Genomic DNA, 26,528 nt, shown 5'->3' with positions numbered 1-26,528 from the left:
CGCTTCTGCCTAATGAGCCTGAACGGCAGCCCCGGAAAGTGAGTCACCTCACATTCCTTCTCGGGGGTGAACCGAACGAAGCTCTTTTACGTGGAAGCTCAAAAGCCTTTACGTAGACGCTTTATGGGAGGAGTGCCAGTGGCACGCGTCGTGGTCGACGTCATGCTCAAGCCCGAGATTCTCGACCCGCAGGGACAGGCGGTGCAGCGTGCACTGCCCCGTCTCGGCTTCGAGGGAATCGCGGACGTCCGTCAGGGGAAGCGTTTCGAGCTGGAGGTGGAGGGGCCGGTCGATGCGGCCGCCCTCGCCCGCGTCCACGAGATGGCCGAGACCTTCCTCGCCAACACCGTCATCGAGGACTTCACCGTGCGGGTGGAGGAGGAGAAGTGACCTCTCGTATCGGAGTCGTCACCTTCCCCGGCACGCTCGATGACCAGGACGCGCTGCGCGCCGTCCGCCTCGCCGGCGCCGAGCCGGTGTCTTTGTGGCACCGCGACAAGGACCTCCACCAGGTCGACGCGGTGGTCCTCGCCGGGGGCTTCTCCTACGGCGACTACCTCCGGGCCGGCGCCATCTCGCGGTTCTCGCCGGTGATGGACACGGTCATCGGGCAGGCGAAGGCCGGTATGCCGGTCCTGGGTATCTGCAACGGCTTCCAGATCCTCACCGAGGCCCACCTGCTGCCGGGTGCGATGCTCCGCAACAATCACCTGCACTTCATCTGCCGCGACCAGAAGCTGCGGGTGGAGAACGCCGGGACGGCCTGGACTGCCGATTACGAGCAGGGCCAGGAGATCTCCGTACCGCTGAAGAACATGGACGGCCGGTACGTCGCCGACGAGCACACGCTCGACGAACTGGAGGCGGAGGGCCGCGTCGCCTTCCGCTACCTGGACGGCAATCCGAACGGCTCGCTGCGGGACATCGCGGGGATCACGAACGCGGCGGGCAACGTCGTGGGTCTGATGCCGCATCCCGAGCATGCTGTCGAGCCTTTGATCGGTACGGGGCGTACCGATGGGCTCGGGTTCTTCACCTCGATCCTGAAGAAGCTGGTCAACGCCTGATGACTCTGGACACCGTCAAGCACGCGAGCGAGACGCCCGACGTCGAGCTGCCCTGGAAGGAACTCGGCCTCAAGGAGGACGAGTACGCCAAGATCCGCGAGATCCTGGGGCGTCGTCCCACGGGTGCTGAGCTCGCGATGTATTCCGTGATGTGGTCGGAGCACTGCTCGTACAAGAGCAGCAAGGTCCACCTCAAGCAGTTCGGTGAGAAGGTCCCCGCCAACGACGCCATGCTCGTCGGGATCGGCGAGAACGCCGGTGTTGTCGACGTCGGCCAGGGCTATGCGGTCACTTTCAAGGTCGAGTCGCACAACCATCCCTCGTACATCGAGCCCTACCAGGGTGCGGCCACCGGTGTCGGCGGCATCGTCCGCGACATCCTCGCCATGGGCGCCCGCCCGGTCGCGGTCGTGGACCCGCTGCGCTTCGGTGCCGCAGATCACCCGGACACCAAGCGGGTCCTGCCCGGCGTCGTCGCCGGGATCGGCGGCTACGGCAACTGCCTCGGCCTGCCGAACATCGGCGGCGAGGTCGTCTTCGACGCCTGCTACCAGGGCAACCCCCTCGTCAACGCCGGTTGCATCGGCGTCATGAAGCACGAGGACATCCACCTCGCGAAGGCCTCCGGGCCCGGTAACAAGGTCATCCTGTACGGCGCCCGCACCGGCGGCGACGGCATCGGCGGCGTCTCGGTCCTCGCGTCCGAGACCTTCGACGACGCCAAGCCCACCAAGCGCCCCGCCGTCCAGGTGGGTGACCCGTTCCAGGAGAAGCTCCTCATCGAGTGCACCCTGGAGATCTTCGCGGAGAAGCTGGTCGCGGGCATCCAGGACCTCGGCGGTGCCGGACTCTCCTGCGCCACGTCGGAGTTGGCGTCGGCCGGTTCCGGCGGTATGCGCGTCGAGCTGGACACCGTGCACCTGCGTGACTCCTCGCTCTCGCCGGAGGAGATCCTCATGAGCGAGTCGCAGGAGCGCATGTGCGCGATCGTCGAGCCGCAGCACGTCGACCGGTTCCTGGAGATCTGCGAGAAGTGGGACGTCATCGCCACCGTCATCGGTGAGGTGACCGAGGGCTCCCAGCTGGAGATCTTCTGGCACGGCGAGCAGATCGTCGACGTCCCCCCACGGTCCGTCGCCCATGAGGGGCCGACGTACCACCGCCCGTACGCCCGCCCGTCCTGGCAGGACGCCCTCCAGGCGGACGACGCCAACAAGCTGCCCCGTCCGGCGACGTCCGAGGAACTGCGCGCGCAGGTCCTGAAGCTGGTGGCTTCGCCGAACCAGGCCTCGAAGGCGTGGATCACGGAGCAGTACGACCGTTTCGTGCAGGGCAACACCGTGCTGGCGATGCCCGAGGACGCGGGCATGGTCCGTATCGACGCCGAAACCGGCCTCGGTGTCACGATGTCGACGGACGGCAACGGCCGCTACGCCAAGCTCGACCCGTACACGGGCGCCCAGCTCGCCCTCGCGGAGTCGTACCGCAACGTCGCCACCACCGGCGCCAAGCCCCTCGCCATCTCGGACTGCCTGAACTTCGGTTCCCCCGAGGACCCGGATGTGATGTGGCAGTTCGCGGAGGCCACCCGGGGTCTCGCGGACGGCTGCCTGGAACTGGGCACCCCCGTCACCGGCGGCAACGTCTCGCTGTACAACCAGACCGGTGAGACCGCGATCCACCCCACGCCCGTCGTCGCCGTCCTCGGCGTGATCGACGACGTCGCCCGCCGCACCCCGATGGCCTTCGCCCAGGAAGGCCAGCTCCTCTACCTCCTCGGCGACACCCACGAGGAACTCGGCGGCTCGGCGTGGTCGGAGGTCGTGCACAACCACCTCGGCGGGATGCCGCCCAAGGTCGACCTGGCCCGCGAGAAGCTCCTCGGCGAGATCCTCATCTCGGCCTCCCGGGACGGCATGATCGACGCCGCCCACGACCTGTCCGACGGCGGTCTGATCCAGGCGGTCACCGAGTCCTGCCTGCGCGGCGGCAAGGGTGCACGCCTGGTCGTGCCGGACGGGCTCGACCCGTTCGTGTTCCTCTTCTCGGAGTCGGCGGGCCGCGCGGTCGTATCGATCCCGCGGAGCGAGGAGCTGCGCTTCAACGACATGTGCGGGGCACGCGGCCTGCCCGTCAACCGCATCGGCGTCGTCGACGGCGAAGAGATCGAGATCCAGGGCCAGTTCAGCATCCCGCTGAACGAACTCAAGGACGCACACGAGCAGACCCTGTCAGGACTCTTCGCCTGACACGGCACCGGCCGTGGCCCCCTGCCCACACGGGCAGAAGCGGCCACGGCCGGCGCGCCGGGCTCAGCGCGACAAGGTCAGGGCAACAGGACCTTGCGCCCGTCCACGCGATGCCCGTTGCGGGCCAGGCGGCCCACGACGTCGACGAGCAAGGACCGCTCGGCCTCCTTGATGCGCTCGTGGAGCGACGCCTCGTCGTCACTGTCACGCACTTCCACCGCCCTCTGGGCGATGACCGGCCCGGTGTCCACACCGGCGTCGACGAAGTGGACGGTGCAGCCGGTGACCTTCGCACCGTAGGCGAGCGTGTCGGCGACCCCGTGGGCCCCGGGGAAGCTGGGCAGCAGCGCCGGATGGGTGTTGACGACGCGCCCGCCGAAGCGCGCGAGGAACTCCGTGCCCAGGATCTTCATGAACCCGGCCGAGACGACCAGGTCCGGTTCGTACGCGGCCGTGGCGTCGGCCAGGGCCGCGTCCCACTCCTGACGGGTGGCGAAGTCCTTCACCCGGCAGACGAAGGTGGGTACGCCTGCCCGCTCGGCCCGCTCCAGTCCGGCGATGCCGGTCCGGTCCGCCCCGACCGCCACGATCCTCGCCCCGAACCCGGTGGGGTCGTCGGCGAGGGCGTCCAGAAGTGCCTGGAGGTTCGTGCCCGACCCGGAGATGAGGACGACCAGACGGCTCGTCGTTGTCCTGCCCTCGTTCATGACAGGGCCTCCACCAGCGCGTCGCCCCGGAGCGTACGCAGTATCCGGACCTCGCGGCCCACCCGTTCGCGGCAGAGGAGACCGGCCTGTTCGAGCTGTCGGCAGTGGTACGTCACCGTGCTGGCCGTGCAGTGCAGCAGGTCCGCCAGCGTGCTCATGGAGACGGACTGACTGCCCTTGCGCAGGATGACGGCGCGCAGTTCGCCCAGGGTCATCGCGAGCACGTCCACCGACCGCTCCTGCGGGGACTCGGCGCTCTTCAGGAACGCGGCGAGCCCGGCCACCGGGTAACCGATGTGCACGTGCCCGTCCTCGGCGACACGGTAGACGCAGGCACGGGTGCCGGAGACCAGCGGCATGAGCGTCAATTTCCGTACGACAACGTCCTGGCCCTGCGGAGCATTGTCCGGCAGCCGCAGCTTCCCCTCGGAAAAGGCGATCCGTGGGCTCAGATTGGCGAGAAGTACACCTGCCGCTCCCGTGACCGACGCCACACCCGCGCGTTCGGCCTCCCGTTCCAGCAAAGGCTTTCCCCGGTGCCATACGGGGGCGACCGCGTCCCATGTCGTACGGACCAAGTCGGCGTACGAGTTCAGGAAGGCGGCAGGGTTGCCGACGGCTTTTCGCCAAGCAGGCGGGACTTCCCCGCCAAATGTCTGCTCCAGGTCGGCCAGCAGCATTTCTGATCCCATGTCAGAGATTCGCTCGATCTCATTGCGCATGGCGTCCGCGCCGACTTCGCCACCCATCGACAGAATCCCCGGAATATGAAGGGACCCTCCAGAAGTGATGGGGCCCATCATGTCGAGAAGAGGCTGCGAGCAGGACTTCCGCAGCATCCTGCGGCGGCTTCCGGGGACTCCTTGCGGGACCCCTAAAACATCCCCTATCAGCGAAAGAACGGACATCCCGGGTGCGGAATGCAAGGTGATGGGGATTTCAACATTCTCGCCTATAAAGAGTGCGGTTCGTTCGTCCACTTTTCCCCCGTTCGAGACCGATCCGGCAGGGGGGCACCACCGTGCCTCCCTGCCGGCTGGTACAACGAATGATATTCAGCCGACGGGGGTGTAACGGCTGAATTTCAGAAGCTGTTCCCGGCCTGCCCATCACCTGTAACGATTTGTTACAGGGGCAGGGGTGTTCACGAGTGAATAGGCGCCATTTCAACAGTTGAATTTCGGACCGGGAGGCCGGTTCTCAGCATTCGATGACGTTGACGGCGAGGCCGCCGCGGGCGGTTTCCTTGTACTTCACCTTCATGTCGGCGCCGGTTTCCTTCATGGTCTTGATGACCTTGTCGAGGGAGACCTTGTGGCTGCCGTCGCCGCGCATGGCCATCTTCGCGGCGGTGACGGCCTTGACGGCGGCCATGCCGTTGCGTTCGATGCAGGGGATCTGGACGAGGCCGCCGACGGGGTCGCAGGTGAGGCCGAGGTTGTGTTCCATGCCGATCTCGGCGGCGTTCTCGACCTGTTCGGGGGTGCCGCCCAGGACCTCGGCGAGGGCGCCGGCGGCCATGGAGCAGGCGGAGCCGACTTCGCCCTGGCAGCCGACCTCGGCGCCGGAGATGGAGGCGTTCTCCTTGAAGAGCATGCCGATCGCGCCGGCGGCGAGGAGGAAGCGGACGATGCCGTCCTCGTCCGCGTTGGGGACGAAGTTCATGTAGAAGTGCAGGACGGCGGGGATGATGCCGGCGGCGCCGTTGGTGGGGGCGGTCACGACGCGGCCGCCCGCGGCGTTCTCCTCGTTGACGGCCATGGCGTAGAGGGTGACCCATTCCATGGCGTGGGCCTTGGGGTCGCCGTCGGCGCGCAGCTGGCGGGCGGAGTTCGCGGCGCGGCGGCGGACCTTGAGGCCGCCGGGCAGGATGCCTTCGCGGGACATGCCGCGCGAGACGCAGGCCTGCATGACGCGCCAGATCTCCAGGAGGCCCTCGCGGATCTCTTCCTCGGTGCGCCAGGCCTTCTCGTTCTCGAGCATCATCGAGGAGATGGACAGGCCGGTCTCGCGGGCCATGCGCAGGAGTTCGTCGCCGGTGCGGAAGGGGTGCTTGAGGACGGTGTCGTCGGGGACGATCGGGTTCTGGCCGGCGACGGCGTCCTCGTCGACGACGAAGCCGCCGCCGACGGAGTAGTAGGTCTTCTCCAGCAGGGGTGTGCCCTGGGCGTCGTAGGCGAAGAGGGTCATGCCGTTCGCGTGGTACGGGAGGGAGCGGCGGCGGTGGAGGATGAGTTCGTTGGGCTCGTCGAAGTCGATTTCGTGGGCGTCGCCGATGTCGGTGGCGAGCAGGCGGAGCTTGCCGGTGGTGCGGATGCGTTCGACCTCGGCGTCGGCGGTCTCGACGTTGACGGTGCGGGGGGAGTGGCCCTCGAGGCCGAGGAGGACGGCTTTGGGGGTGCCGTGGCCGTGGCCGGTGGCGCCGAGGGAGCCGAAGAGTTCTGCGCGTACGGACGTGGTCTGGGCGAGCAGGCCGTCCTTCTTCAGGCGTCCCACGAACATGCGGGCGGCCCGCATGGGTCCGACCGTGTGGGAGCTGGACGGGCCTATGCCGATCGAGAACAGGTCGAAGACCGAGATGGCCACAGCAGAACTCCTCAGAAGGGTGGCGGACGTCGTTGTCCGTCGGGCAGAACAGGGCAGAACAGGGCAGAACAGGCGGAACGAGTGCGCTGCGGGGCCGGACGCCCCGGGCAAGGGACGGGGCACCGAGCTCACTGTCCAGTGTGCGCGGTGCCCCGTATTTACGTATTGCTGGAAGTCGCCTACCACGCGACGCCCAGATGAAGCCTACGTAACCCGACCGAATTACTTCAGGCCGGGGTAAAGCGGGTGCTTGTCGGCGAGGGCAGAGACCCGGGCCGACAGGTCCTTGACGTCGTACGAGGGCTTCAGGGCCTCCGCGATGATGTCGGCGACCTCGGTGAAGTCCTCCGTCTGGAAACCGCGGGTGGCAAGGGCGGGGGTGCCGATGCGCAGGCCCGAGGTGACCATCGGGGGGCGGGGGTCGTTCGGGACGGCGTTGCGGTTGACCGTGATGCCGACCTCGTGGAGGCGGTCCTCGGCCTGCTGGCCGTCCAGCTCCGAGTCGCGCAGGTCGACCAGGACCAGGTGCACGTCGGTGCCGCCGGAGAGCACGGACACACCGTGCTCGGTGACGTCGGCCTGCACCAGGCGCTCGGCCAGGATGCGGGCGCCGTCCAGGGTGCGCTGCTGGCGCTCCTTGAACTCCTCCGAGGCCGCGACCTTGAAGGACACGGCCTTGGCCGCGATCACGTGCTCCAGCGGACCGCCCTGCTGACCCGGGAAGACCGCGGAGTTGATCTTCTTGGCGAGCTCCTGCGTGGAGAGGATCACACCGCCACGGGGGCCGCCGAGGGTCTTGTGGGTGGTCGTGGTGACGACGTGGGCGTGCGGCACCGGGTTCGGGTGCAGGCCCGCGGCGACCAGGCCCGCGAAGTGCGCCATGTCGACCATGAGGTACGCGCCGACCTCGTCCGCGATCTCGCGGAACTTGGCGAAGTCCAGCTGGCGGGGGTAGGCGGACCAGCCCGCGACGATCAGCTTCGGCTGGTTCTCCTTGGCGAGGCGGGCGACCTCGTCCATGTCCACGACGCCGGTCTCGTCCACGTGGTACGCGACCACGTTGTAGAGCTTGCCGGAGAAGTTGATCTTCATGCCGTGGGTCAGGTGACCGCCGTGGGCCAGGTTCAGGCCCATGATCGTGTCGCCCGGCTTCAGCAGCGCGAACATCGCGGCGGCGTTCGCCTGCGCACCGGAGTGCGGCTGGACGTTCGCGTGCTCGGCGCCGAACAGCGCCTTGATGCGGTCGATCGCGATCTGCTCGACCACGTCGACGTGCTCGCAGCCGCCGTAGTAGCGGCGGCCCGGGTAGCCCTCGGCGTACTTGTTGGTGAGGACCGAGCCCTGGGCCTCCATGACGGCGACGGGAGCGAAGTTCTCCGACGCGATCATTTCGAGGGTGGACTGCTGGCGGTGGAGCTCGGCGTCGACGGCGGCGGCGACGTCCGGGTCCAGCTCGTGGAGGGAGGAGTTGAGAAGCGACATCAGGCGAGTCCCTAAGGGTTTCAGTTGCCGGAGAGCGCGGTGTACTCGTCGGCGGAGAGCAGGTCGCCCGGCTCGTCCGTGACGCGCACCTTGAACAGCCAGCCGCCCTCGAAGGGGGCGGAGTTCACCAGCGAGGGGTCGTCCACGACGTCCTGGTTGGCCTCGGTGACCTCGCCGGTCACCGGGGAGTACAGGTCGCTGACGGACTTGGTCGACTCCAGCTCACCGCAGGTCTCGCCCGCGGTCACCGTGTCGCCGACTGCCGGGAGCTGGGCGTAGACGACGTCACCGAGCGCGTTGGCCGCGAACTCCGTGATGCCGACCGTCGCGACGCCGTCCTCGGCCGTCGCGAGCCACTCGTGCTCCTTGCTGTAACGCAGCTGCTGGGGGTTGCTCATGGCTGAATTCTCCTGGATGCGGGGGAGTGCTGAGGAACAGGGTCTTGACAGATGAGACGTGAGGACGCCCGCGGGGATGCGGCGTTCGTCACTTCCGGCGGCGCGGGGCGCTGCTTCCGGCGGCGGGGGCGCTACTTCTGCCGCTTGTAGAAGGGGAGCGCGACGACCTCGTACGGCTCGTGGCTGCCCCGGATGTCGACGCCGACGCCCGCCGTGCCCGGCGCGGCGAAGGCCGCGTCGACGTACGCCATGGCGATCGGCCTGCCCAGCGTCGGGGACGGGGCGCCGGAGGTGACCTCGCCGATGACCTTGCCGTCGGCGACGACCTGGTAGCCGGAGCGCGGGACGCGGCGGCCCTCGGCGACCAGGCCGACCAGCTTGCGCGGCGGAGCGGTCTCGGCGCGCTCGGCGGCCGCCTCCAGGGACGTACGACCGACGAAGTCGCCGTCCTTCTCGAACTTGACGACCCGGCCCAGGCCCGCGTCGAACGGGGTCAGCTTCGTCGTCAGCTCGTTGCCGTACAGCGGCATGCCCGCCTCCAGGCGCAGCGTGTCGCGGCAGGACAGGCCGCACGGGATGAGGCCGACGTCCTTGCCCGCCTCGGTCAGGGCCTGCCACAGCGCCTCCGCGTGCCGCGGCTCGACGAACAGCTCGAAGCCGTCCTCGCCGGTGTAGCCGGTGCGGGCGATCAGCGCCGGGACGCCGGCGACGGTGCCGGGCAGGCCCGCGTAGTACTTCAGGCCGTCCAGGTCGGCGTCCGTGACGGACTTCAGGATGCCGGGGGACTCCGGGCCCTGCACGGCGATGAGGGCGTACGCGTCGCGGTCGTCCCGCACCTCGGCGTCGAAGCCCTCGGCGCGGGCGATCAGGGCGTCCAGGACGATCTGGGCGTTGCCCGCGTTGGCGACCACCATGTATTCCGTCTCGCCCAGGCGGTAGACGATCAGGTCGTCGACGATGCCGCCGTCCTCCTGGCAGATCATCGTGTACCGGGCGCGGCCGAGGCCGACGGTGCCGATGTTGCCGACGAGGGCGAAGTTGAGGAGGTCCACGGCCTGCGGGCCGGTCACCGTGATCTCGCCCATGTGGGAGAGGTCGAAGAGCCCCGCCTTCGTGCGTACGGCATTGTGCTCGTCGCGCTCGGAGGCGTACCGCAGCGGCATGTCCCAGCCCGCGAAGTCGGTCATCGTCGCGCCGAGCGAGCGATGCAGGGCATCGAGGGCGGTGTGGCGGGGGGCGGTGCTCATGACGGAAAGACTCCCAGGGCATGACGACGGGGACGGTCCTCCCCATCTGTCATCGGAACCTGAGAGGTTCGCCGTCGCAACTCGCGCGTGCGGCTTGCACCTTGGGTGGGGCCGCCCGGTGGGGGACCCGCTTTTCAGATCTGCCTCGCCCGCGCGGTACGGGGCCTGAGAGATTCAAGGGAGGAGCTTGCTCCTTCGGCGTCCTTCGGCACTGCTGCCGTGGACTCTCCCGCGCGGATTCATGCGGCCGTTGTGAAGTTGAGGGTGCACAGGTGTGGCCTGGCGCGCACATCATTGCACGGCCCTCCCGGTCAGCAAATCGCTTGTCCCGCATTACCTTTTCTTTACACTTCTTGGGCAAGGGTGAGGGCATACCCGAGGGGGAGGGGTGAGGACGTTGCAGCAGCCCAGTGCATGCGCCGCCACGACAGGCCTGCGGACCGAGGCGGTCGTGGGGGCGGTGGGAGCGGTGGGGACCGTGGGAGCCGTGTCGGCGCGGGTCGTGCGCGACCTGCGCGAGCGCGAGGGACGCAGCCCACGGCGGCTGATGTTCGCCGAGGGGGACGTGGTGGTGGTGTCGGGCCTGCCCGGCAGCGGCAAGTCCACGCTCATGGGCAGGGCCGCCACGGGGGTGCGCACCATCGACTCGCAGGACGTGCGCGAGCGCTGGGACGCCAGGGCGCCGCGCTTACTGCCGTACGCCCTCTACCGCCCGCTCGTCCGCGTCGCGCACTACGCGGGGCTGCGCCGGGCACTGCGCTCCGGCGCCTCCGTCGTCGTGCACGACTGCGGTACGCAGGCCTGGGTGCGGCGGTGGCTGGCGCGCGAGGCCCGCAGACGCGGGCGGGGGCTGCGGCTGATCCTGCTCGACGTGTCGCCCGAGGTGGCCAGGGAGGGCCAGCTGGAGCGCGGCCGCGGGGTCTCCGGCTACGCCTTCGCCCGGCACCGCAGGGCCGTCGGAACCCTGGTCCGGGACGCGGAGGAGGGGCGGCTGCCCGCCGGGTGCGCCTCGGCCGTACTGCTGGACAGGGACGCGGCGGGGGTGCTGCGGGAGATCGGGTTCGAGGGGGAGTGAGGCGGAGCCTCTCCCCTCTCCCCCCGGCGCGGGGTGCCGGGGGGAGAGGGGAAAGGGGCGGGACTACTTCGGGGGACGGGCGGCGGACGCCTTGGCCCACACCGTGGCCGCCAGCTTGGCGGAAGCCTGCTGCACGCCGCCGAAGGCCTGCCGGGCGGCGTCCCAGTCGCCGGTCGAGACGGCCTTGACGAGCGCGTCGACGCTCGCCTTCAGGGCGGTGCGGGCGGCGGAGACCGTGGGGCACGGCTTGGCGGGCCCCGGGTCGACGATCACGGGGGGCGTGGTCGTGTCCACCGTGGTCGTCGCCGTGTTCGTGCCCGTGCCCGTGTCGGCCTCCGGGTCGACCGTCTGCGCGGTGTCCGTGTCCGTCGTGTCGTCGTCCACGGGATCCAGCAGGGACAGCGGGGTGTTGGCCGCGACAGGCTCCGGGTCGTCCGCCCGGGCGGCGGACGCGGTGCCCGCCAGTGCGTCCGCCAGCCGGGCCTCGACCAGGGCGCGGGCGGCGGTCCGCTCCGCAGCGGGCGCGACGGCGAGGTTCCGGGCGGCCTTGGTGAGGGCGTCCAGGTCGTGCCGGACGCCGTGCCCCGCAGCTGCGGATGCCGACGGGATGCTTCCCCCGGCGATGGTGGCAGCGGCGGCCGTGCCGGCCGTGCCGAGGATCAGCGCCCCGCAGAGCGACGTGGAGAGGGCGAGGGCGGCGGTCCTGTTCAGTGCCATGACGGCGGGTTTCCTTCCGGAAGGGGGAGTTCGGGGACGAGGCCGACCCGGCCGGTGGGGGCATCCGGTGGAGCGGTGGCGGTGGGGAACCGCCCGGCGGCCGATCGGCTCTGCTCGCCACCCTCGAATGGCGCAGCACGCTCCGCAACGCGGCGGGTGCGGAACGTGGCCATTCGGGTGGACTCCGCTGATCCGGAGCGCCCCGGCGATAGGCTCGGGCCCCGTACAGAGGCGGTAGGCAGGCGAGAAGGGGACGGTCCGTGGACATACCGGAGACGACGGGGCAGTACGGGGTGCCGGAGCAGCCCGGACCGTACGGCGGTGCTCCCTACGGGGCCCCCGGCGACGGTGCCCCGACCGGCGGGAGCCTTCCCGGCGGTGGTCTTCCCGACGGCGCCGCCCTGCCCGGCGGGGGCTGGCCGGCCAACGAGCTGGAGGACGTGCTCGCCGCCTCCCTCGGCAACCCCGGCGCAGGCCCACGGCTCGTGGAGGTGCTCGGCCGTTCGCAGGTGTGGATTCCGCTGCCCAACGGAGGCGGCCCCGACCGGGGTCCGCTCGACCTGCCGACCATCGAGTTCGACGGCCAGGCGTACGTACCCGTCTTCAGCTCCGAGCAGCAGTTCCGCACCTGCGTCGGCAGCCACCTGGACTTCGCCGTCGCCCCGGCCGTGGAGTTCGCCCGTGGGCTGCCGCCGCAGCTGGGCATCGTGGTGAACCCGGAGGGCGCGGTCGGCATGCCGCTGCCGCCGCCCGCCGTCGCCGAGCTGTGCCGCATCGGCCGCACCCCGCTGGACGGTCCGGCGAGCGGCGGCCGGGTGCGGCTCTTCGAGCCCGACTGGCAGGACGAGCCCGTCGACTTCCTCGCCGCGGCCGCGGAGGCGTTCCGGCAGAGCGGCGTCGTCGTCACCGCCCGCCGCGCCCTGGCGAGCGTGGAGGGCGACCCGCCGGCCCTGTTCGTCGGCGTACAGGTGTCGTCGTGGGAAGGGCCCGACCGCAACGCGCCGATGGAGGCGCTGGGGCAGGCGCTGAACCGGGAGTCCGTGCCGTGGCCGGTGCACCTGCTGCTGCTCGACATGGCGCAGGACCCGGTGGCGGACTGGATGCTGGAGCGGATCCGGCCGTTCTACACGCGGGAGCACTGAGGCCGTGCGGGACCGTGCGGCCGTGCGCGGTCCCGCACGGCGGGCGAAGACTTCCCGCCCGACACCGGCCCGGTGTCAGCGGTGCCGCTTAAGCTGGTTGGATGACCACGCCACACGGGGGCGGTGTCGACACGGTGGATACGGTGGATCGAAGAGGGGCGGGACCCAGGGTGAGCGCGTCAGGCTCCGCGACGGCCGGACAGGTCGAGCACATGCTGCGCCAGGTGACCCCGGGGCGGTACGACGCGTACGAGGCGCTGCTGCACGCCCTCGCGGACGGCCAGGTGTGGATGCTGCTCTGGCACGGCACCGCCGGTTCCCCCGACGCCCAGTACGGGAACATGGAGGTCGAGGGCACCGGCTACGCGCCGTGCGTGACCTCCGCCCAGGAGCTCTCCGCGAGCGGCTGGAACCGGGCGTACGACGTGACCTCGGGCCGTGACCTGGCCCGCGCCCTGTACCCCGACCACTGGGGCATCTGGCTGAACCCGCACGCCCCCGGTGGCGGCGTCGGCATCCCCTGGCTGGACCTGCGGCGCATCGCCACCGGTCTGGACCGGATGCCCGCGGGGCCGCTGCGGATGAGCGAACCGGCCCTGGACATCCCGCAGTTCTACGCCCAGCTGTCCCAGAACGCGCACCGCACCCCGGCCGTCCGCGCGCTCAGCCGCGCCTGGGTGCAGCCCGCGCTGGGAGCCCCGTACCTCGCCATCGGTCTCGACCTGTACGACACCGGCCGCCAGTCGGTGGAGGCGGTGCGGGCGATGATGCAGCAGTCCATCGGCGTCGTCCCGGACGGCCTGCCGGTGTCCACGGTCGCGATGACCGACGAGCACGACCCGGTCGGCATGTGGCTGCGCGCCAACGCCCGGCCGTTCTACGACCGGGACGCGCACGCGCCCGCCCCGACCGGGGCGCCCGGTTACGGCTACCCGCCGTCGCGCGCCTACTGAGCCGCCCCCTCCCCGATTTCCGCCCAAAAGCCCCCTGAGGGGGCCCATCGGCATGCCCGCGCACGGAGGTGGGCAGGTCTGCATGCTGAGACGGGGGTTGTGCATGCGGGGGAAATGGGTGTGTCCCAATTTGGCGTCTCTGGGCGGCAGTTGGACGGTACTGCCGGGCGTTGGGCCCAATTGCCCACTGTTCGCCCGCCGTTCAGCCCCGTCCGGATACCGGAAAACCGCAGACAGCATCACGGTTGCGCATCCATTGGCCGGGGGGTCTGGCGGGGTCCGGCGTCTGCGTTGAAGACTCCCCGAATCAAGGGGCGTTCGCCCTGTGTTCGACAAGCTCCAAGCCGCCACAGCGGCGGGCAAGGGCCGACCACCGTCGGCCGAGAGGGGTCCCCACCACGATGACGGCACCATTGCACGACACCTCGCCGGACGCGGACAAGGCCGCTCCCGCCGACGTCGCGGCCGATGTTGCGAAGAAGTCGGTCGAGGGGCGTTCGCTGCGCCAGATCGCCTGGACCAGACTCAAGCGTGACAAGCTCGCGCTGACCGGCGGCATCGTCGTCGTCTTCCTGGTGCTCGTGGCGCTCTTCGCCCCGCTGATCGTGGACCTGCTCGGCCACCCGCCGGACGAGTTCCACCAGGACAAGATCGACCCGCTGTTCAACATCGCCAAGGGCCTCGACGAGAACATGTTCGCCGGCGTCAGCTCCGACTTCCTGCTCGGCGTCGAGCCCGGCAACGGCCGTGACGTGTTCAGCCGCATCGTCTACGGCGCCAGGATCTCCCTCCTGGTGGCGTTCCTCGCCGCGGTGGTCGCCGTCGTCCTCGGTACGGTCCTGGGCATCGTCGCCGGTTACTTCGGCGGCTGGGTCGACTCGGTCATCAGCCGGGTGATGGACATGCTGCTGGCCTTCCCGCAGCTGCTCTTCATCATCTCGCTGGTCTCGGTGCTGCCGGGCGATCTCCTGGGCATGACCGGCAGTTCGGTCCGCATCTTCATCCTGGTCATGGTCATCGGCTTCTTCGGCTGGCCCTACATCGGCCGCATCGTGCGCGGGCAGACGCTGTCGCTGCGCGAGAAGGAGTACGTCGAGGCCGCCCGGAGCCTGGGCGCTGGACGGGCGTACATCCTGTTCAAGGAGCTGCTGCCCAACCTGGTGGCGCCGATCACCGTCTACACGACGCTGATGATCCCCACCAACATCCTCACCGAGGCGGCGCTCTCCTTCCTGAACGCCGGTGTGAAGCCGCCGACGGCCTCCTGGGGACAGATGCTCTCCAAGGCCATCAACACCTACGAGAGCGACCCGCTGTTCATGATCGCGCCCGGTCTGGCGATCTTCATCACGGTGCTCGCCTTCAACCTCTTCGGCGACGGAGTGCGCGACGCACTCGACCCGAAGGGCACCCGTTGACCACCGGGCGTGCGGCCCGCGAGGGCCGCGCCCCGTCCACCTCGCCCCTGCCACAACGGCCAGGCGGCAACACGAAGGTTTCCGGGCCCTGTGCCGGTAACCGCACTCACCCGGAGGTTGCAGAACCCATGAATCCCCAGCGTTCGTCGGCGAGGATCAGGCAGGTCGCCGGAGCGGCGGTCGTCGTGGCCGCCCTCATGACCACCGCTGCGTGCGGTGGCGGCGGTGACAAGAAGGACGAGGGCAAGAGCGGCGGCAAGGCGGCGGGATTCAACGCGGCCACCGGTGACAAGATCGCGAACCCGTCCACCAAGGCGGGCGGCACGCTGAAGATGATCAGCAAGCAGGACCTGGACTCTGCCGACCCGCAGCGTCAGTACTACGGCATGGCCTGGGACTTCTCCCGCTTCTACTCCCGCCAGCTGGTCACCTACGCGGCCAAGCCCGGCAACGCCAGCGCCGAGCTGGTGCCGGACCTCGCGAAGGCCAACGGCAAGATCACGAACGGCGGCAAGACCTACACGTACGAGCTCAAGGACGGGATCGCCTGGGAGGACGGCACGCCGATCACCTCCAAGGACATCAAGTACGGCATCTCGCGCCTGTGGGCCAAGGAAGCCATCACCGGTGGTCCCAGCTACCTGGTCCAGGCCCTCGACCCGGGCGCGAAGCCCAAGTACCAGGGCCCGTACAAGGACAAGACCAGCGACGGTCCGGCGGGCATCGAGACGCCCAACGACAAGACCATCGTCTTCAACCTGGCGACGCCCAACGTCGACTTCGAGCAGATGCTGGCGATGCCGGCCGGCTCCCCGGTGAAGAAGGAGAAGGACACCGGCGCCAAGTACCAGCTGAAGCCGTTCTCCTCGGGCCCGTACAAGTTCGAGTCGTACTCGCCGAAGAAGTCCATCTCGCTGGTGCGCAACGACAAGTGGAAGAAGGAGACGGACACCGTCCGCGCCGCTCTTCCTGACAAGGTCACCGTCACGGTCAACCCCAACATGGAGGCTCTCGACAAGCTCCTCATCAAGGGTGACTACGACGTCGACATGAACGGCACCGGCCTGACCCAGTCCGGCCGTATCGCGGCGCTGCAGAAGCACAAGGACAACGTCGACAACATCCAGACGTCGTTCACCCGCTACGTCGACATGGCCCCGGTCGGCCCGCTGACCAACGTGGCGTGCCGCAAGGCCGTCATCTACGCGACCGACTTCAAGTCGCTCCAGGAGGTCCGCGGCGGCGAGGAGGCCGGCGGTCCGCTGGCCACCACCATGCTGCCCACCACCATCAAGGGCTACGACGACTACGACCCGTACGGCGTCAAGGCCCGCGGCGGCAAGCCGGACGTGGCCAAGGCCAAGGAGCAGCTCAAGGCCTGCAACCAGCCGAACGGCTTCAAGACCAAGATCAGCGCCCGCAGCAACAACACGGGTGAGAAGGAGACCGCCGAGGCGCTCCAGCAGTCCCTCAAGGCCGTCAACATCCAGGCCGAGGTCGAGGTCATCGACGGCGCCGAGTCGGCGTCCATCACCGGTTCGCCGACCGTCGTCAAGCAGCGCGGTCTCGGCCTGATCATGACCGGCTGGGGCCCCGACTTCCCGACCGGCCAGGGCTTCTCGCAGCCGCTGATCGACGGTCGCTTCATCGCGGCCACCGGTAACTACAACGGCTCCGAGACGAACGACCCGGCGATCAACAAGATGTTCGACGACGCCCTGAAGGCGACCGACCCGGACAAGGCCGCGGAGTTCTACAAGCAGATCAACCACAAGACCGCCGACATCGCCGCGCAGATGCCGTTCCTGTACGAGAAGAACTTCTCGTGGCGCAGCTCGCGGCTGACGAACGTCTACTCGTCGACCGCCTACAACGGCCGCTACGACTACGCGTCGCTCGGCGTCGTGAAGTAGTCCTCACCGAGGACCAGTTGATCCCCACCATCGCCAACCCGCCAAGCCCGAAGGGCAGGTGATGGCCGCAGGAGGCGGCCGGAGGACCCCGTGACCCGGGGTGCTCCGGCCGTCACCGGGCCGCGCACAGTGCTTGCTTACGTCATCCGGCGCCTGTTCGCCGTCATCATGATGCTGTTGGTCGTCACGCTGACGACCTTCGTCATCTTCTTCGTCCTGCCCAAATGGGCCGGACAGGACCCCGCCCTGCTGTTCGTCGGCAAGCAGACCGACCCGGCGTCCATCGAGGGCATCCGGGAGAAGCTGGGTCTCGCCGACCCCGTCCTCGTGCAGTTCTGGCACTTCGTCCAGGCGCTGTTCGTCGGCCGGGAGTACTCCAGCGGAACTGACGTCACCCAGTGCGCGGCCCCCTGCTTCGGTTACTCCTTCCGTACCGAGCAGGAAGTCTGGCCGCAGCTCACCGAGGCCCTGCCGGTCACGCTGTCCCTCGCGGCCGGCGCGTGCCTTCTGTGGGTCGTCGGCGGCGTCGCCGCGGGCGTGGTCTCGGCACTGCGCCGGGGCTCCCTGTGGGACCGCATGGCGATGACCATCGCCCTGGCCGGCGTCTCGCTCCCCATCTACTTCACCGGTCTGCTCTCGCTGGCCATCTTCAGCTTCCAACTGGGCTGGATCGACGGTGAGTTCGCCGCGTTCGGGGACGACCCCGGCCAGTGGTTCCAGAGCATGCTGCTGCCCTGGATCACCCTCGCCTTCCTGTACGCCGCCATGTACGCCCGGCTCACCAGGGCGAGCATGCTGGAGATCCTCGGCGAGGACTACATCCGCACCGCCCGGGCCAAGGGGCTCACCGAACGCGTCGTCATCAGCAAGCACGCGATGCGCTCCACCTGGACCCCGGTGCTCACCCTGCTCGGCCTGGACCTCGGCGCCCTGCTCGGCGGCGCGATCCTGACCGAGTCCACCTACAACCTGCCGGGTCTCGGGCGTCTCGCGGTCGACGCGATCGCCCAGAAGGACCTGCCCGTGATCCTCGGCGTCACGCTGATCGCGGCGCTGTTCATCTGCGTCGCCAACCTTCTCGTGGACATGCTGTACGCCGTCATCGACCCGCGAGTGAGGCTCGGATGACCGACTTCGACAAGCCCGGCACGGACAAGGCCACCGCCGGGTCCGCCGGGGCGACCGTGCCCGACACCACCGTGGGCGTCCCCCAGGAGGTGGGCTCCGCACCCTCGACCTCCTTCCTGGAGGTACGGGACCTGCGGGTGCACTTCCCGACCGACGACGGCCTGGTCAAGTCCGTCGACGGGCTCAGCTTCCAGCTGGAGAAGGGCGAGACCCTCGGCATCGTGGGCGAGTCCGGCTCCGGCAAGTCGGTCACCTCGCTCGGCATCATGGGCCTGCACACCACCGGCCAGTACGGGCGCAGCAAGGCCCGCGTCACCGGCGAGATCTGGTTCGACGGGCAGGAGCTGCTCGGCGCCGACCCGGACGAGGTGCGCAAGCTCCGCGGCCGCGAGATGGCGATGATCTTCCAGGACCCGCTGTCCGCGATGCATCCGTACTACACGGTCGGCAAGCAGATCGTGGAGGCGTACCGGGTCCACCACAACGTGGACAAGAAGGTCGCGCGCAAGCGGGCGATCGAGATGCTCGACCTGGTCGGCATCCCGCAGCCCGACAAGCGCGTGGACTCCTACCCGCACGAGTTCTCCGGCGGTATGCGCCAGCGCGCGATGATCGCGATGTCGCTGGTCAACAACCCCAACCTGCTGATCGCCGACGAGCCGACGACCGCCCTGGACGTCACCGTCCAGGCGCAGATCCTCGACCTGATCCGCGACCTGCAGAAGGAGTTCGGCTCCGCGGTCATCATGATCACGCACGACCTGGGCGTCGTCGCGGAGATGGCCGACCAGCTGCTCGTCATGTACGGCGGCCGCTGTGTCGAGCGGGGCAGCGCGGAAGAGGTCTTCTACCAGCCGCAGCACCCGTACACCTGGGGTCTGCTGGGCTCGATGCCGCGCATCGACCGCGAGCAGACCGAGCGGCTCATCCCGGTCAAGGGCTCGCCGCCGTCGCTGATCAACATCCCCGAAGGCTGCGCCTTCAACCCGCGCTGTCCGTACGCCGACGTGCCCAAGGACAACGTCACCCGGACCGTGCGGCCCGAGCTGCAGCAGGTCAGCAGCGGTCACTTCTCGGCCTGCCACCTCTCGGCCGAGCAGCGGACCCGGATCTGGACCGAAGAGATTGCGCCGAAGCTGTGAGCGATGAAGCCGTGAGCGAGAACGAGACGAAGGCGGCCGAGCCCGAGCAGGCCGCCGCGAAGCAGGAGCCGGCCGCCGCCAAGCCCAAGGGCGAGCCGCTGCTGCGGGTCGAGAACCTGGTCAAGCACTTCCCGATCAAGTCCGGGCTGATGCAGCGCCAGACCGGCGCGGTCAAGGCCGTCGACGGGCTGTCCTTCGAGGTGTACCCGGGGGAGACCCTGGGCGTCGTGGGCGAGTCCGGCTGCGGCAAGTCGACCATGGGCCGGCTGATCACCCGCCTGCTGGAACCGACCGGCGGCAAGGTCGAGTTCGAGGGCCACGACATCACCCACATGTCCACGGCGAAGATGCGCCCGCACCGCCGCGACGTGCAGATGATCTTCCAGGACCCGTACTCCTCGCTGAACCCCCGGCACACGATCGGCACGATCGTCAGTGCGCCGTTCAAGCTCCAGGGCGTCACGCCCGAGGGCGGGGTCAAGAAGGAGGTGCAGCGGCTGATGGCCCTCGTGGGCCTCAACCCCGAGCACTACAACCGCTACCCGCACGAGTTCTCCGGCGGTCAGCGCCAGCGCATCGGCATCGCCCGCGCGCTCGCGCTCAACCCCAAGCTGGTGGTCGCGGACGAGCCGGTCTCGGCCCTCGACGTGTCGATCCAGGCGCAGGTGGTCAACCTTTTGGACGACCTCCAGCAGGAGCTGGGCCTCACCTATGTGATCATCGCGCACGACCTGTCGGTCATCCGGCACGTCTCCGACCGGATCGCGGTGATGTACCTCGGCAAGATCGTCGAGCTGGCGGACCGCGCGTCGCTGTACAAGGCGCCGATGCACCCGTACACCAAGGCGCTCATGTCGGCGGTGCCGGTGCCCGACCCGAGGCGGCGCGGCGTCAAGAGCGAGCGCATCCTGCTCAAGGGCGACGTGCCCTCGCCGATCTCGCCGCCGAGCGGCTGCCGGTTCCACACCCGGTGCTGGAAGGCGACCGAGATCTGCCTGACGCAGGACCCGCCGCTGCTTGAGCTCAAGCCCGGCCAGCAGGTCGCCTGCCACCACCCGGAGAACGCCGCGGACCAGGCGCCGGGCGAGGAGATCGTGGCGGCGGCGAAGGACGCGGTGAAGGTCGTGGACGTCGCCAAGGAGGCCTAGGAGTACGGGAGTTGGGCGAACGGAATCCGGACGTACGGGTTCCAACCGGCCGGTAGGGCACGACTTCGTAAAGTCATGTACATGTCGGTCGCATCCCGGAACGGGAGAGTGCAGAGTCGGCGCGACTGCTCCACACACCGTGGGGCAGGTCAACGCGTTCGAAGGGCAGACTCATGGCACTCTCCCGTTCGGCACGTCTGGCGGCCGTCGCACTCGCGGCCTCCTCCTTCTGCCTGGTCGCCGCGGCCCCCGGCCCGAAACCCGGCAGCGTGGGCGTCGACGACCCGTACTTCCCGAACCTCGGCAACGGCGGCTTCGACATCCGCCACTACGACCTGGGGCTCGACTACAACCCCGACACCGACCGCCTCGACGGCCTGACGAAGATCACCGCGAAGGCGCAGAAGAACCTCTCGTCCTTCCACCTGGACCTGCAGAAGCTCACCGTCGACTCGATCAAGGTGAACGGCAGACGTGCGGACTTCAGCCGCAAGGGCGACGACATACGCATCACGCCCACCCGCTGGCTGGAGAAGGGCGACACCTTCACGGTCGAGGTGAAGTACGGGGGAGTGCCCGAGGCGCTCTCCGGGCCGATCGTCTTCGGCTCGGACTACGGCTGGATGAAGACGACGGACGGCGTCTTCGTGGCCTGCGAGCCGAACGCCGCCTCCACCTGGTTCCCCGGCAGCGACCACCCCTCCGACAAGGCCACCTTCGACATCCGCATCAAGGCCCCCAAGGGCCTGACGGGCGTCTCCAACGGCCGTCTGGTGTCCACGAAGACCGAGGGCAGTACGACCACCCACCACTGGCGCACCGACAAGCCGATGGCGACCTACCTGGCCACCGCCACCATCGGCAAGTTCGACGTGAAGCAGGGCGTCACCCCCGGCGGCATACCGATTTACGTCGCCATCGACCCCGTGCTGAAGAACAGCAACGACGTCGACGTCTACGGTGTGACCGCCGAGGTCACCGACTACTGGTCGCAGCTCTTCGGCAAGTACCCCTTCGAGGAGACCGGCGCGATCGTCGACGACATGCCGCAGGCCGGATTCTCCCTGGAGACCCAGACCAAGCCCGTCTACTCCGCGGTCCGCAGCGAGTCGACCATCGCGCACGAACTGGCCCACCAGTGGTTCGGCGACTCGGTCTCGGTCGAGGAGTGGCAGAACATCTGGCTCAACGAGGGCTTCGCCACCTACAGCCAGTGGCTGTGGGAGGAGCACAAGGGCCGCGGCAACGCCCACGACCTGATGCGCGCCTCGTACAACGCGCGCCCCGCGGAGTCGGCCTTCTGGCAGACGGTGGTCGGCGACCCGCAGCGCGACACGATGTTCGCCTCCGCCGTCTACAACCGGGGTGCGATGACGCTCCAGGTGCTGCGCGAGAAGATCGGCGACAAGGCCTTCTTCAAGCTGCTGCGCACCTGGGTCTCCGACTACAAGTACGCCAACGCGGAGACCAGCGAGTTCATCAAGTACGCGGAGAAGATCTCCGGACAGCAGCTCGACGGGCTGTTCAACACCTGGCTGTACACGAAGGGCAAGCCCGCGCTGTAGCCGCTCGGCCGAAGCCCGCGCCGTAGGCCACACGCCTGACACAAAAGCGTTCGGAGCCCGTACGTAGGTAAGAATGTCGCGTGCTCCAGGAACTCTTCAGCCCCTCCGTCCAACATGTGCTCGACCTCGTCGGGATCTTCGTCTTCGCGATCTCCGGCGCGCTGCTCGCCGTCCGCAAGAACTTCGACGTCTTCGGCATGGCGGTCCTCGCGGAGGTCACGGCACTGGGCGGGGGGCTGTTCCGCGACCTGATCATCGGCGCGGTGCCGCCGGCCGCCTTCAGCGACCTGGGGTACTTCACCACCCCGCTGCTCGCCACCGTCCTGGTCTTCTTCCTGCACCCCGAGGTGGAGCGCATCCAGCTCGGGGTGAACGTCTTCGACGCGGCCGGGCTCGGCCTGTTCGCGGTCACGGGCACGGCCAAGGCGTACGACTACGGGCTCGGCCTGACCGCGTCCGCGACCCTGGGCCTCGCCTCGGCGGTCGGTGGCGGCGTGCTGCGCGACGTGCTGGCCAACGAGGTGCCCTCCCTGCTGCGCTGGGACCGGGACCTGTACGCGGTGCCCGCGATCGTGGGGGCGGCGATGGTCGCGCTGTGCATCCGCTTCGACGTGCTCAACCCGTTCACCAGCGGGCTCGCGGTGGTCACCGCCTTCGGGCTGCGGCTGGCCGCGCTGAAGTTCCACTGGCGGGCGCCGCGGGCCTGGCACAGGTCGTCGGTGAAGGTGGACGCGCCGGATCAGGCGGGCTGAGGTCCTCGCGTACGGGAAGGTCCTCGCGTACGGGAAGGTCCTCCCGTACCGAAAAAGCTACCGCTCAGTAATCGGCCGGTGTAGCGTGCCAGGCATGGCACAGATACCCACCGGGTCCCTCGGGGACAGCGAGTTCGACCGCGACACCGCCGTGGTGCGGCGCGAGCCGGGCGTGTACGACGCGGAGCTCTCCGCGGGCTGGACGATCATCAACGCCGTCAACGGCGGCTACCTCCTCGCCGTCATCGGCCGCGCGCTCGCCGACGCGCTCCCGCACCCGGACCCGTTCACGGTGTCCGCGCACTACTTCACGCCGTCGGTGCCCGGACCGGCCGTCGTCCGTACGGACGTCGTCCGCACCGGACGCACCCTCTCCTCCGGGCAGGCGTCCCTCTTCCAGTACGACGCGGAGGGCAACGAGGTCGAGCGCATCCGCGTCCTCGCCTCCTACGGTGACCTCGGCGCGCTCAGCGAGGACGTCCGTACGACCGCGAAGCCGCCCGCGATCCCGCCGCTGGAGCACTGCTTGGGCCCGTCCGACGGGCCCGCCCCCGAGATCCCCGGCTCCACTGCCCTCACCGCCCGCCTCGACCTGCGGCTCGACCCGGCGACGGTCGGCTGGGCGGTCGGCGCGCCGTCCGGCAAGGGCGAGATGCGGGCCTGGTTCGGCCTCGCGGACGGCCGCGACGCGGACCCGCTGTCGCTGCTGCTCACCGTCGACGCCCTGCCCCCGACCAGCTTCGAGCTGGGGCTGAAGGGCTGGACGCCGACCGTCGAGCTGACCTGCCACGTACGGTGCCGCCCGGCGCCCGGACCGCTGCGGGTCTCCATCGTCACCCGCAACCTGGCGGGCGGCTTCCTGGAGGAGGACGCGGAGGTCTGGGACAGCGCGGACCGGCTGGTGGCGCAGTCGCGGCAGCTGGCGCGGGCGCCGCGGCAGTAACCGGGCCGGTGGGGCGGGCCGGTCAGCGGCGGCTGCGGCCCCGGCCGCCCCAGCCGGAGCCGATGCCCGCCACGTGCAGGGCCAGGAAGGCCAGGCCGAGCAGCATCAGGCTGGTCGGCATGAAGATCTCGTTCGCCGATATGTCGGCCGCGTTGATGATGAACGCGATGACGAAGAGCACGGCTCCCACGATTGCCAGCATCTGAAGTCTCCTTGTGTACTTGCCAGTTGACTGGCTCGGTCGACTGGGCCTGCGACCCCTTACGGAATCCTTATGCGCCGGGTGCCCCCTGTCGGGGTGGACATGCGGTGGCAGTCTGACCGTTGTGAAATCCGACCGACTGCTCTCGATCCTGCTGCTGCTCCAGACCCGCGGCCTGGTGCGGGCCGCCGAGCTGGCCGAGCGGCTGGAGGTGTCGGTGCGGACCGTCCACCGCGACATGGAGGCGCTGTCGGCGGCGGGCGTGCCGGTGTACGCGGAGCGCGGCAGGCGCGGCGGGTTCGCGCTGCTGCCCGGCTACCGGACCGACGTCACCGGGCTGACGAGCGACGAGGCGCGGGCCCTGTTCGTGCTGGCCTCGCAGAGCACGCACGCCGACCTCGGGCTCGACCGGGCGCTGGGGAGCGCGCTGCGCAAGGTGATGGCGGCGCTGCCCGCACCGCACCGGCCCGCCGCCGAGCTGACCAGCCGCCGGATCATCGTGGACCCGGTGCGGTGGCGGCGGTCCGCGGAGGAGACCGACGTGGGGGTGCTGCACGAGGCGGTCTTCGCCGACCGGCGGGTGCGGCTGCGCTACCGGCACGCGGATTCCGCCGCGGTACGGACGTACACGGTCGACCCGTACGGACTCGTGTCCAAGGCCGGGACCTGGTACCTGATCGCCGACCACCGGGGGGCGCCCCGGCTGTACCGGGCGGACCGGGTGCGGTCGGCGGCCGTGCTGGACGATCCGGTGCGGCGGCGGGCGGGCGTGGAGCTGGCGGAGGTCTGGGAGGGGCTGCGGGAGGGGGTGGAGTCCCGGACGGCGGGGGTGGTGGTGCGGGTGAGGGTGCGCGCGGGGCGGCTGGACATGTTCCTGCGGATACACGGGGCGGACGTGGTGACCCCTCCCGCGCCGCCCTCGGACGACTGGGCCGAGCTCTCCCTCGCCTATCCCGACCTGCGCTGGGTCCGCGGCCTCCTCGACTTCGGGACCGGCCTGGAGATCCTGGCCCCGGAGGAGGCCCGCGCCGAACTCCTCCGCACCGCCCACGAGGTGGCCGAGCTCTACGGGGGCTGAGCCCTCTTGGGCTCCGCCCTTTGCCGCCCCAGCCCCCTTGGGCCGCCCTTTGCCGCCCCCGTCCCCTTGGGCCGCCCTCTGCCGCCCCGTCCCCTTGGGCGACGGGGCCGCCCCAAGGGGGCGGAACGGGCGGGCAAGGGGGCGGCCCCTCCCGCTCCCGGCCCGCCCGGGTGCCGCCCCTGGCTCCGCCCCCGCGCCGGACGCCCGTCCAAAGAGGCCCCACCCCGCCCCCACTCCCGCCGCACCGTGCAGGCCCCCCACCCCACCCTCGTACAATCGCCCCACCATGGCTTACCTCGACCACGCCGCGACCACGCCCATGCTGCCCGAGGCGGTCGAGGCGATGACCGCCCAACTGACCGTCACCGGCAACGCCTCCTCCCTGCACGCCGCCGGGCGCCGAGCCCGTCGTACCGTCGAAGAGGGCCGCGAGGCCTTCGCCGCGTCGCTCGGGGCCCGCCCCAGCGAGGTGGTCTTCACCGCGGGCGGCACCGAGGCCGACAACCTCGCCGTCAAGGGCCTGTACTGGGCCCGCCGGGCCGAGGACCCCCGCCGCACCCGCGTCCTGGCCAGCCCCGTCGAGCACCACGCCGTCCTCGACGCCGTCGACTGGCTGGCCACCCACGAGGGGGCGAACGTCGAGTACCTGGCCGTCGACGCGTACGGCCGCGTCCAGCCGGACACCCTGCGCGAGGCCATCGCCCGCGACCCCGACGACGTCGCCCTGGCCACCGTCATGTGGGCCAACAACGAGATCGGCACGATCATGCCGGTGAGCGAACTCGCCGACGTGGCAGCCGAGTTCGGCGTCCCGCTGCACGCCGACGCGGTCCAGGCGTACGGCCAGCTGGACGTCGACTTCGCCGCCTCCGGGCTCGCCGCCATGACCGTGTCCGGCCACAAGGTCGGCGGCCCGTACGGCATCGGCGCCCTGCTGCTGGGCCGCCAGTACACCCCCGTACCCGTGCTGCACGGCGGCGGGCAGGAGCGGCACGTGCGCTCCGGCACGCTCGACGTCCCCGCCATCGCCTCCTTCGCCGTCGCGGGCGTCCTGGCCGCCGAGCGGCGTGAAGACTTCGCCCGGACCGTCGGTGCGCTGCGCGACGATCTGGTGAAGGCCGTGCTGGCCGCCGCCCCCGATGCGATCCTCGGCGGTGACCCGGCTCCCGGCGGGCGGCTGCCCGCCAACGCGCACTTCACCTTCCCCGGCTGCGAGGGCGACTCGCTGCTGCTCCTGCTCGACGCCCAGGGCATCGAGTGTTCCACGGGCTCCGCCTGCACCGCGGGCGTCGCCCAGCCCTCGCACGTACTCCTCGCGACGGGCACCGACCCCGACCTGGCGCGCGGCACCCTGCGCTTCAGCCTCGGGCACACCTCCACGGCGGCGGACGTCGCGGCGGTCGCCGCCGCGATCGGCCCCGCGGTGGAACGGGCCCGCACGGCGGGGCTCAGCTAGCCGCCCGGCCCCCGCCCCGGCCGTACCGCGCCCGTTCTGACCTGCGAGTCAGTATCAGAACGGGAAGCGGAGGGGGACTCTGTTTTATGTAACCCTCATCACGCTCAACCCTGATGGCGCACAATCGCTCTTTATACTTGAGCCCTCTGAAGTCCCTCAG

General features: G+C 69.8%; 24 protein-coding genes and 1 riboswitch. Of the genes, 16 read left to right on the top strand and 8 right to left on the bottom strand.

Features of this window, described 5'->3' with window-relative positions:
- The first annotated feature begins 138 nt into the window (after nt 1-138).
- Genes purS through purL form a run of 3 tightly spaced genes read left to right on the top strand, consistent with a single transcriptional unit; the run spans nt 139 to nt 3,316 of the window.
- Nucleotides 139-390, top strand: coding sequence for a phosphoribosylformylglycinamidine synthase subunit PurS (purS, locus tag ACIO3O_RS17695; protein WP_401746469.1), 252 nt, complete (start codon nt 139-141; stop codon nt 388-390).
- On the top strand, nt 387-1,067 hold the full coding sequence (gene purQ, locus ACIO3O_RS17690) for a phosphoribosylformylglycinamidine synthase subunit PurQ (RefSeq protein WP_401746466.1): 681 nt from the start codon (nt 387-389) through the stop codon (nt 1,065-1,067). Before purS ends, purQ begins: the two co-directional genes overlap by 4 nt.
- A complete protein-coding gene (purL, locus tag ACIO3O_RS17685) occupies nt 1,067-3,316 on the top strand; it encodes a phosphoribosylformylglycinamidine synthase subunit PurL (RefSeq protein WP_401746464.1) in 2,250 nt (749 codons plus the stop codon). The genes purQ and purL overlap by 1 nt, the downstream gene beginning before the upstream one ends.
- Before the next feature lie 77 nt (nt 3,317-3,393).
- Here the strand turns inward: purL and purN are convergent, their stop codons facing one another.
- From purN to gcvT, 6 genes are all read right to left on the bottom strand, one after another.
- Nucleotides 3,394-4,023, bottom strand: coding sequence for a phosphoribosylglycinamide formyltransferase (gene purN, locus ACIO3O_RS17680; RefSeq protein ID WP_401746461.1), 630 nt, complete (start codon nt 4,021-4,023; stop codon nt 3,394-3,396).
- The gene (locus tag ACIO3O_RS17675; protein WP_401746458.1) at nt 4,020-4,715 is read right to left on the bottom strand and encodes an ArsR/SmtB family transcription factor; all 696 of its coding nucleotides are present in this window, start codon (nt 4,713-4,715) and stop codon (nt 4,020-4,022) included. Before ACIO3O_RS17675 ends, purN begins: the two co-directional genes overlap by 4 nt.
- Nucleotides 4,716-5,223: 508 nt before the next feature.
- Nucleotides 5,224-6,609, bottom strand: coding sequence for an L-serine ammonia-lyase (locus ACIO3O_RS17670; protein WP_401746455.1), 1,386 nt, complete (start codon nt 6,607-6,609; stop codon nt 5,224-5,226).
- A gap of 222 nt (nt 6,610-6,831) precedes the next feature.
- On the bottom strand, nt 6,832-8,091 hold the full coding sequence (glyA, locus tag ACIO3O_RS17665) for a serine hydroxymethyltransferase (protein ID WP_401746454.1): 1,260 nt from the start codon (nt 8,089-8,091) through the stop codon (nt 6,832-6,834).
- A gap of 20 nt (nt 8,092-8,111) precedes the next feature.
- Nucleotides 8,112-8,489: a glycine cleavage system protein GcvH gene (gene gcvH / locus ACIO3O_RS17660; protein WP_401746451.1), complete on the bottom strand. Its 378-nt coding sequence runs from the start codon at nt 8,487-8,489 to the stop codon at nt 8,112-8,114.
- A gap of 131 nt (nt 8,490-8,620) precedes the next feature.
- Entirely contained in the window at nt 8,621-9,736 is a 1,116-nt protein-coding gene (gcvT, locus tag ACIO3O_RS17655) for a glycine cleavage system aminomethyltransferase GcvT (RefSeq protein ID WP_401746448.1), read from the bottom strand.
- A gap of 144 nt (nt 9,737-9,880) precedes the next feature.
- Nucleotides 9,881-9,978, bottom strand: a riboswitch (glycine riboswitch).
- A gap of 155 nt (nt 9,979-10,133) precedes the next feature.
- Between gcvT and ACIO3O_RS17650 the strand changes: the two genes are divergently transcribed.
- On the top strand, nt 10,134-10,811 hold the full coding sequence (locus tag ACIO3O_RS17650) for an AAA family ATPase (protein WP_401746445.1): 678 nt from the start codon (nt 10,134-10,136) through the stop codon (nt 10,809-10,811).
- A gap of 63 nt (nt 10,812-10,874) precedes the next feature.
- On the opposite strand, the gene ACIO3O_RS17645 is transcribed toward ACIO3O_RS17650, so the two are convergent.
- The gene (locus ACIO3O_RS17645) at nt 10,875-11,528 is read right to left on the bottom strand and encodes a hypothetical protein (RefSeq protein ID WP_401746442.1); all 654 of its coding nucleotides are present in this window, start codon (nt 11,526-11,528) and stop codon (nt 10,875-10,877) included.
- Nucleotides 11,529-11,929: 401 nt separating this feature from the next.
- On the opposite strand from ACIO3O_RS17645, the gene ACIO3O_RS17640 reads away from it, so the two are divergent.
- The 10 genes from ACIO3O_RS17640 to ACIO3O_RS17595 all read left to right on the top strand — a co-directional run bounded on the left by ACIO3O_RS17640 (nt 11,930) and on the right by ACIO3O_RS17595 (nt 23,632).
- Nucleotides 11,930-12,670: an enhanced serine sensitivity protein SseB gene (locus ACIO3O_RS17640; RefSeq protein ID WP_401746540.1), complete on the top strand. Its 741-nt coding sequence runs from the start codon at nt 11,930-11,932 to the stop codon at nt 12,668-12,670.
- Between the two features lie 170 nt (nt 12,671-12,840).
- On the top strand, nt 12,841-13,623 hold the full coding sequence (locus ACIO3O_RS17635; RefSeq protein WP_401746439.1) for an enhanced serine sensitivity protein SseB C-terminal domain-containing protein: 783 nt from the start codon (nt 12,841-12,843) through the stop codon (nt 13,621-13,623).
- A 401-nt stretch (nt 13,624-14,024) separates the two neighbouring features.
- Nucleotides 14,025-15,041, top strand: coding sequence for an ABC transporter permease (locus ACIO3O_RS17630; RefSeq protein WP_401746436.1), 1,017 nt, complete (start codon nt 14,025-14,027; stop codon nt 15,039-15,041).
- Between the two features lie 128 nt (nt 15,042-15,169).
- A complete protein-coding gene (locus tag ACIO3O_RS17625; RefSeq protein WP_401746433.1) occupies nt 15,170-16,954 on the top strand; it encodes an ABC transporter substrate-binding protein in 1,785 nt (594 codons plus the stop codon).
- A 153-nt stretch (nt 16,955-17,107) separates the two neighbouring features.
- Complete coding sequence (locus tag ACIO3O_RS17620; protein WP_401746538.1) at nt 17,108-18,082, top strand: ABC transporter permease; 975 nt, start codon at nt 17,108-17,110, stop codon at nt 18,080-18,082.
- Nucleotides 18,079-19,224: an ABC transporter ATP-binding protein gene (locus tag ACIO3O_RS17615; RefSeq protein WP_401746432.1), complete on the top strand. Its 1,146-nt coding sequence runs from the start codon at nt 18,079-18,081 to the stop codon at nt 19,222-19,224. Before ACIO3O_RS17620 ends, ACIO3O_RS17615 begins: the two co-directional genes overlap by 4 nt.
- 98 nt (nt 19,225-19,322) lie before the next feature.
- On the top strand, nt 19,323-20,372 hold the full coding sequence (locus ACIO3O_RS17610; protein ID WP_401746536.1) for an ABC transporter ATP-binding protein: 1,050 nt from the start codon (nt 19,323-19,325) through the stop codon (nt 20,370-20,372).
- Nucleotides 20,373-20,545: 173 nt separating this feature from the next.
- A complete protein-coding gene (locus ACIO3O_RS17605) occupies nt 20,546-21,937 on the top strand; it encodes a M1 family metallopeptidase (protein WP_401746430.1) in 1,392 nt (463 codons plus the stop codon).
- A gap of 80 nt (nt 21,938-22,017) precedes the next feature.
- Complete coding sequence (locus tag ACIO3O_RS17600; protein ID WP_401746427.1) at nt 22,018-22,689, top strand: trimeric intracellular cation channel family protein; 672 nt, start codon at nt 22,018-22,020, stop codon at nt 22,687-22,689.
- Nucleotides 22,690-22,783: 94 nt separating this feature from the next.
- Complete coding sequence (locus ACIO3O_RS17595; protein WP_401746425.1) at nt 22,784-23,632, top strand: thioesterase family protein; 849 nt, start codon at nt 22,784-22,786, stop codon at nt 23,630-23,632.
- A 22-nt stretch (nt 23,633-23,654) separates the two neighbouring features.
- Here the strand turns inward: ACIO3O_RS17595 and ACIO3O_RS17590 are convergent, their stop codons facing one another.
- Nucleotides 23,655-23,834, bottom strand: coding sequence for a hypothetical protein (locus ACIO3O_RS17590; protein WP_401746422.1), 180 nt, complete (start codon nt 23,832-23,834; stop codon nt 23,655-23,657).
- A 124-nt stretch (nt 23,835-23,958) separates the two neighbouring features.
- Here ACIO3O_RS17590 and ACIO3O_RS17585 point away from each other — a divergent pair, with 124 nt between their 5' ends.
- Together ACIO3O_RS17585 and ACIO3O_RS17580 are read left to right on the top strand one after the other, a co-directional pair.
- Entirely contained in the window at nt 23,959-24,912 is a 954-nt protein-coding gene (locus ACIO3O_RS17585) for a helix-turn-helix transcriptional regulator (RefSeq protein WP_401746419.1), read from the top strand.
- Between the two features lie 286 nt (nt 24,913-25,198).
- The gene (locus ACIO3O_RS17580; RefSeq protein WP_401746417.1) at nt 25,199-26,368 is read left to right on the top strand and encodes a cysteine desulfurase family protein; all 1,170 of its coding nucleotides are present in this window, start codon (nt 25,199-25,201) and stop codon (nt 26,366-26,368) included.
- The last annotated feature ends 160 nt before the right edge of the window (nt 26,369-26,528 follow it).

It is taken from the genome of Streptomyces sp. NPDC087440 (genome assembly GCF_044744005.1).
In the GTDB taxonomy this organism is placed as follows: domain Bacteria; phylum Actinomycetota; class Actinomycetes; order Streptomycetales; family Streptomycetaceae; genus Streptomyces.
This window is presented reverse-complemented; position numbering and strand designations above follow the sequence as displayed.

Coding starts and splice junctions, on each gene's coding strand:
- purL (WP_401746464.1), top strand. CDS start 1,067: ATGACTCTGGACACCGTCAAGCACGCGAGCGAGACGCCCGACGTCGAG.
- purN (WP_401746461.1), bottom strand. CDS start 4,023: ATGAACGAGGGCAGGACAACGACGAGCCGTCTGGTCGTCCTCATCTCC.
- ACIO3O_RS17675 (WP_401746458.1), bottom strand. CDS start 4,715: ATGGGATCAGAAATGCTGCTGGCCGACCTGGAGCAGACATTTGGCGGG.
- glyA (WP_401746454.1), bottom strand. CDS start 8,091: ATGTCGCTTCTCAACTCCTCCCTCCACGAGCTGGACCCGGACGTCGCC.
- gcvH (WP_401746451.1), bottom strand. CDS start 8,489: ATGAGCAACCCCCAGCAGCTGCGTTACAGCAAGGAGCACGAGTGGCTC.
- gcvT (WP_401746448.1), bottom strand. CDS start 9,736: ATGAGCACCGCCCCCCGCCACACCGCCCTCGATGCCCTGCATCGCTCG.
- ACIO3O_RS17645 (WP_401746442.1), bottom strand. CDS start 11,528: ATGGCACTGAACAGGACCGCCGCCCTCGCCCTCTCCACGTCGCTCTGC.
- ACIO3O_RS17630 (WP_401746436.1), top strand. CDS start 14,025: ATGACGGCACCATTGCACGACACCTCGCCGGACGCGGACAAGGCCGCT.
- ACIO3O_RS17625 (WP_401746433.1), top strand. CDS start 15,170: ATGAATCCCCAGCGTTCGTCGGCGAGGATCAGGCAGGTCGCCGGAGCG.
- ACIO3O_RS17615 (WP_401746432.1), top strand. CDS start 18,079: ATGACCGACTTCGACAAGCCCGGCACGGACAAGGCCACCGCCGGGTCC.
- ACIO3O_RS17605 (WP_401746430.1), top strand. CDS start 20,546: ATGGCACTCTCCCGTTCGGCACGTCTGGCGGCCGTCGCACTCGCGGCC.
- ACIO3O_RS17595 (WP_401746425.1), top strand. CDS start 22,784: ATGGCACAGATACCCACCGGGTCCCTCGGGGACAGCGAGTTCGACCGC.
- ACIO3O_RS17590 (WP_401746422.1), bottom strand. CDS start 23,834: ATGCTGGCAATCGTGGGAGCCGTGCTCTTCGTCATCGCGTTCATCATC.
- ACIO3O_RS17580 (WP_401746417.1), top strand. CDS start 25,199: ATGGCTTACCTCGACCACGCCGCGACCACGCCCATGCTGCCCGAGGCG.